Here is a 4,516-nt window from a genome sequence, read left to right on the forward strand (position 1 = left end):
CCGCCGAGCAGTCGCTCGGCGGGGCGCGGTGTCACGGGGCTGCGGTCGGCCCGGGGATCAGTACCAGTGGTGGTTCTGCCAGAACACCCAGGCGGCGTTCGGGCTGCCGTAGCGCTCGTTCATGTAGTTCAGGGTCCACTTGATCTGGGTCACCGGGTTGGTGCGCCAGTCGGAGCCGGCCGAGGCCATCTTGCTGGCCGGCAGGGCCTGGCCCAGGCCGTAGGAACCGGAGGACGGGTTGGTGGCCGTCAGGTTCCAGCTGCTCTCGTGGCTGACGATGTTGGCGAAGGAGTTCCACTGGCCCGCCGGGACCATGCTCTGCGCCAGCGCCCGCACGCCGCTCGGGCTGGTGTCGGTCGCCACCGGGGCGGCGGCCAGGGCCGGGCGGTCCTCGGAGCGCGAGGCGGGCTGGTCGTTCTGCTGCGGCGCGGGCTGCGCGGCCGGCTGTGGCGCGGGCGCCTGCTGCGGGGCCTGCGGCTGGGCGGCGGCGGGCTGGGCGGCCGGGGTGGCCGGCTCGGCCTGCGCGGGCGCGCCGTACGGGGCGGTGGTCACGGTGTGACCGGCGTCGCCCTTGGCGGTGCCCTTCAGGTACGGGGCGGACTCGATCCTGCCGGTGTCGCCCGCGGCCACGGCCGGGGCGCCGCCGTTCGGCGAGCCGTTGTGGGACAGCTTGAGCTCGGCGCCCTGGGTCGTCGCGACGGGGGCAGCGGCGGCAGTGCCGCCGGCCACGGTGGCGGCGTCGGAGGGGAGCGCGAAGGCCACGGCGGAGGCGGCGCAGGTGGCGGCCAGGCCGACCGAGGCGAGGACCACGGACGAACGGTGACGAGCGGTGGTCATCAGGGCGCTGCGCATCAAGGATTACCTCTTCGTGTTGCCGGCCTCCGGGCGCACGGCAGCAGCGCGGCGCGGGGCCGGGTGCTGCGGCATGGACGCGTCGGTGACCGTGGGGCACCCCGGAGACCGGTCGGTGCCGTACGGAAAGCGCCCCACCGGTGACTCTCGCGAACCCGGATCTGCGACCCGGTGCGGGCGGTGCGCTTGGCGACTCGTCCAGGTTTAACGTGCGCCGGCCGAGGGCAGCAAGCAGGGCCCCCGCACGCCCGGTAGCGGCCCGGTCACGGCCGATCGCCGGATCGGCTCAACCGGGCCGCGACGTCCCGCCGGAGCGGAGGGTGGCCCGGAACACCCTGTGGGCATGCTCACCAGGGCGGCCACCCTGCGTAGTCGCCGGGAAACCCGATTGCGGCTCCTGTGCGGCCCGCGCCAGGCTGTCCGGCCATGACGAACTCCCTCGCTCCCGAAGTCCTCGCCTACTACTCCCGCGGCGAGGAGGCCGGCCGGCTGCTGCGCGGGCACAACCGCCTGGAGCTGTGGCGGACCCAGGACGTGCTGCGTCGGGTGCTGGACGGGCTCGGCCCCGGCCCGCACCGGGTGCTGGACGTGGGCGGCGGCGCCGGCGTGCACGCCGCGTGGCTGGCCGGCGACGGCCACCGGGTGACCCTGGTCGATCCGGTCCCGCTGCACGTCGAGCAGGCCTCCCGACTGGCCGGGGTGACGGCTACGCTCGGTGACGCCCGGGAGCTGGCCGCGCCCGACGCCTCCTTCGACGCGGTGCTGCTGCTCGGCCCGCTGTACCACCTGCCGGAGCGCGCCGACCGGCTGCGCGCGCTGGCCGAGGCCCGCCGGGTGGTGCGTCCGGGCGGCGCGGTGGTGGCCGCGACCATCAACCGGTTCGCCGGCCTGCACGACACCATGCGCAGCGGCGCCTACTTCGAGCCGGCCAACCGGCGTGCCACCGACGCCTGCGTGGCGGGCGGCACGCTGCGTCCGGCGAGCGGGCAGAACCTGTTCACCACCGCCTACTTCCACCTGGCCGCCGAGGTGCCGGTGGAGTTCGCCGAGGCGGGGCTGGCTCCGGGCGGGCAGTACGGACTGGAGGGCGCGGCCTGGCTGCTGGGCCTCGACGGGCGGCTGGACGACCCGGAGCAGCGGGCGGTCGTGCTCGCCGCGCTGCGCGCCGCCGAGTCGGAGCCCTCCCTGCTGGGTGTCAGCGGCCATCTGCTGACCGTCGGAACTCGCTGACTGCGCAGTCGTGTTGACGATCCGTCGCACCCCGGCCCGAGCTGCCGGGGTGCGCCGGATCGGCCCGACGGATTGTTAGGTCTCTTGACAGATAACTGGTCTAGTCCAACGATGGGACCTGTCCATCCGACCGGGATGCACTGTGGGGGTGTGACCACCGGCCGGCGGGGACCTGCCCTGCCCTGATTCGCCCAACCGCCCCCCGAACCTTGTCGCCTGACCGTCGAACCGGCAGTTCCGTGCCGGTCGTTGTCATGCGCAAATCCTGTTTGTGCCACACCTGTTCGCGCGCCACTTTCCCCCATACACGTCTGCTGGAGCACTGATGCGACTTCACAGATCCCTCCGGGCGGTCCTGACCGCCGGCGCCACTCTGGCCGCCTCGGCCGGCCTGCTGGTCGGCGGGACCGCCGCCCACGCCGCCACCACCGGGACCCCCCTGCCCGCCCACGTCTTCGCCCCCTACTACGAGGCGTACACCCCGGGCAGCCCCGCCTCGCTGGCCTCCCAGTCCGGCAACAAGTACCTGAGCATGGCCTTCGTCCAGGCGGAGACCAAGGGCTCGTGCACCCCGTACTGGGACGGGGACACCAGCACCCCGATCACCAGCGCCAACTTCGGCAGCGACATCGCCACCCTCCAGCAGAACGGCGGGGACGCGATCCCCTCCTTCGGCGGTTACGCCGCCGACAACGGCGGCACCGAGATCGCCGACAGCTGCACCGACGTGAACAAGATCGCGGCGGCCTACGAGTCGGTGATCACCACCTACAACGTCAGCCGGATCGACCTGGACACCGAGGACAACTCGCTGACCAACACCGCCGGCATCGACCGCCGCAACAAGGCGGTCAAGCTGGTCGAGGACTGGGCCGCGGCCAACGGGCGCACCGTGCAGTTCTCCTACACCCTGCCGACCACCACCAGCGGCCTGGCCTCCAGCGGCCTGGCGGTGCTGAAGAACGCGGTCACCAACAACGCGCGCATCGACGTGGTCAACATCATGACCTTCGACTACTACGACAACGCGTCGCACGAGATGGGCACCGACGCGGAGAACGCGGCGACCGGCCTCTACGGCCAGCTGGCCAAGCTCTACCCGAGCAAGTCGGCCGCCCAGCTGTGGGGTTCGATCGGCATCATCCTGATGCCGGGCATCGACGACTTCGGCGCGGCCGAGACCACCACGGTGGCCGACGCGCAGAACGTCCAGACCTGGGCCACCGCCAAGGGCGTCAACACGCTCTCCTTCTGGGCGCTGCAGCGCGACAACGGCGGCTGCGTCGGCACCGCCGGGTCCGACACCTGCTCCGGCATCGCCCAGGGCACCTGGGACTTCAGCCACGCGCTGGAGCCCTTCACCTCGGGCGGCGGCACCACCACCAACGACTTCTCGCTGAGCGACTCGCCGGCCGCCAGCTCGGTGGCCCCGGGCTCGTCCACCTCGGCGACGATCGCGACCGCCGTCACCTCCGGCGCCGCCCAGTCCGTGGCCCTGTCGGTCTCCGGCGCCCCCGCCGGCGTCACCGCCACCGTCAACCCGGCCTCCGTCACCGCCGGCGCCAACGCCACCCTGACCATCAGCACCACCGCGGCCGCCGCCCCGGGCAGCTACCCGCTGACCGTCACCGGCACCGCCGCCTCCGGCAGCCACACCGCCACCTACACCCTGACCGTCACCGGCACGACGGCCAACGACTTCTCGCTCTCGGCCTCCCCGGCCGCCGGGTCGGTCGCGGCCGGCTCGTCCACCACGGCGACCGTCGCCACCGCCGTCACCTCCGGCGCCGCCCAGTCCGTGGCCCTGTCGGTCTCCGGCGCCCCCGCCGGCGTCACCGCCACCGTCAACCCGGCCTCCGTCACCGCCGGCGCCAACGCCACCCTGACCATCAGCACCACCGCGGCCGCCGCCCCGGGCAGCTACCCGCTGACCGTCACCGGCACCGCCGCCTCCGGCAGCCACACCGCCACCTACACCCTGACCGTCACCGGTGGCAGCACCGGCGGCTCGCTGGTCAACGGCGGCCTGGAGACCGGCAGCCTGAGCCCGTGGACCTGCCAGAGCGGCGGCGCCGTGGTCAGCACCCCGGTGCACTCCGGGTCCCACGCGCTGCAGGCGGCGGCCACCGGCAGCCAGACCGGCGAGTGCGACCAGACCGTCACCCTGCTGCCCAACCACGCCTACACGCTGACCGGTTGGGTCCAGGGCAGCTACGCCTACCTCGGCGTCAGCGGCGGCGCGACCGGCTCGACCTGGGCCTCCGGCTCCGGCTGGACCAAGCTGACCGTTCCGTTCACCACCGGCGCCAACGGCACCGTGACCGTCTACCTGCACGGCTGGTACGCGCAGGGCAACGTCTACGGCGACGACTTCGCCATCAGCTGACCCTGCGCCCGCAGCGGCCCGGCCGACCCCTCCGCCGAGGGGTCGGCC

3 protein-coding genes are annotated in these 4,516 nt (G+C 73.6%); 2 read left to right on the plus strand and 1 reads right to left on the minus strand.

Annotated features, from left to right (window positions below; genetic code table 11):
- Positions 1 to 57 precede the first annotated feature (57 nt).
- A complete protein-coding gene (locus ACFW1A_RS38950; protein ID WP_380418153.1) occupies positions 58 to 852 on the minus strand; it encodes a transglycosylase SLT domain-containing protein in 795 nt (264 codons plus the stop codon).
- Between the two features lie 426 nt (positions 853 to 1,278).
- On the opposite strand from ACFW1A_RS38950, the gene ACFW1A_RS38955 reads away from it, so the two are divergent.
- Positions 1,279 to 2,082, plus strand: coding sequence for a class I SAM-dependent methyltransferase (locus ACFW1A_RS38955; protein ID WP_380418155.1), 804 nt, complete (start codon positions 1,279 to 1,281; stop codon positions 2,080 to 2,082).
- 325 nt (positions 2,083 to 2,407) lie between these two features.
- The gene (locus ACFW1A_RS38960) at positions 2,408 to 4,468 is read left to right on the plus strand and encodes a glycosyl hydrolase family 18 protein (protein ID WP_380418157.1); all 2,061 of its coding nucleotides are present in this window, start codon (positions 2,408 to 2,410) and stop codon (positions 4,466 to 4,468) included.
- Positions 4,469 to 4,516 lie beyond the last annotated feature (48 nt).

The organism is Kitasatospora sp. NPDC058965 (assembly GCF_042741245.1).
GTDB lineage: Bacteria > Actinomycetota > Actinomycetes > Streptomycetales > Streptomycetaceae > Kitasatospora.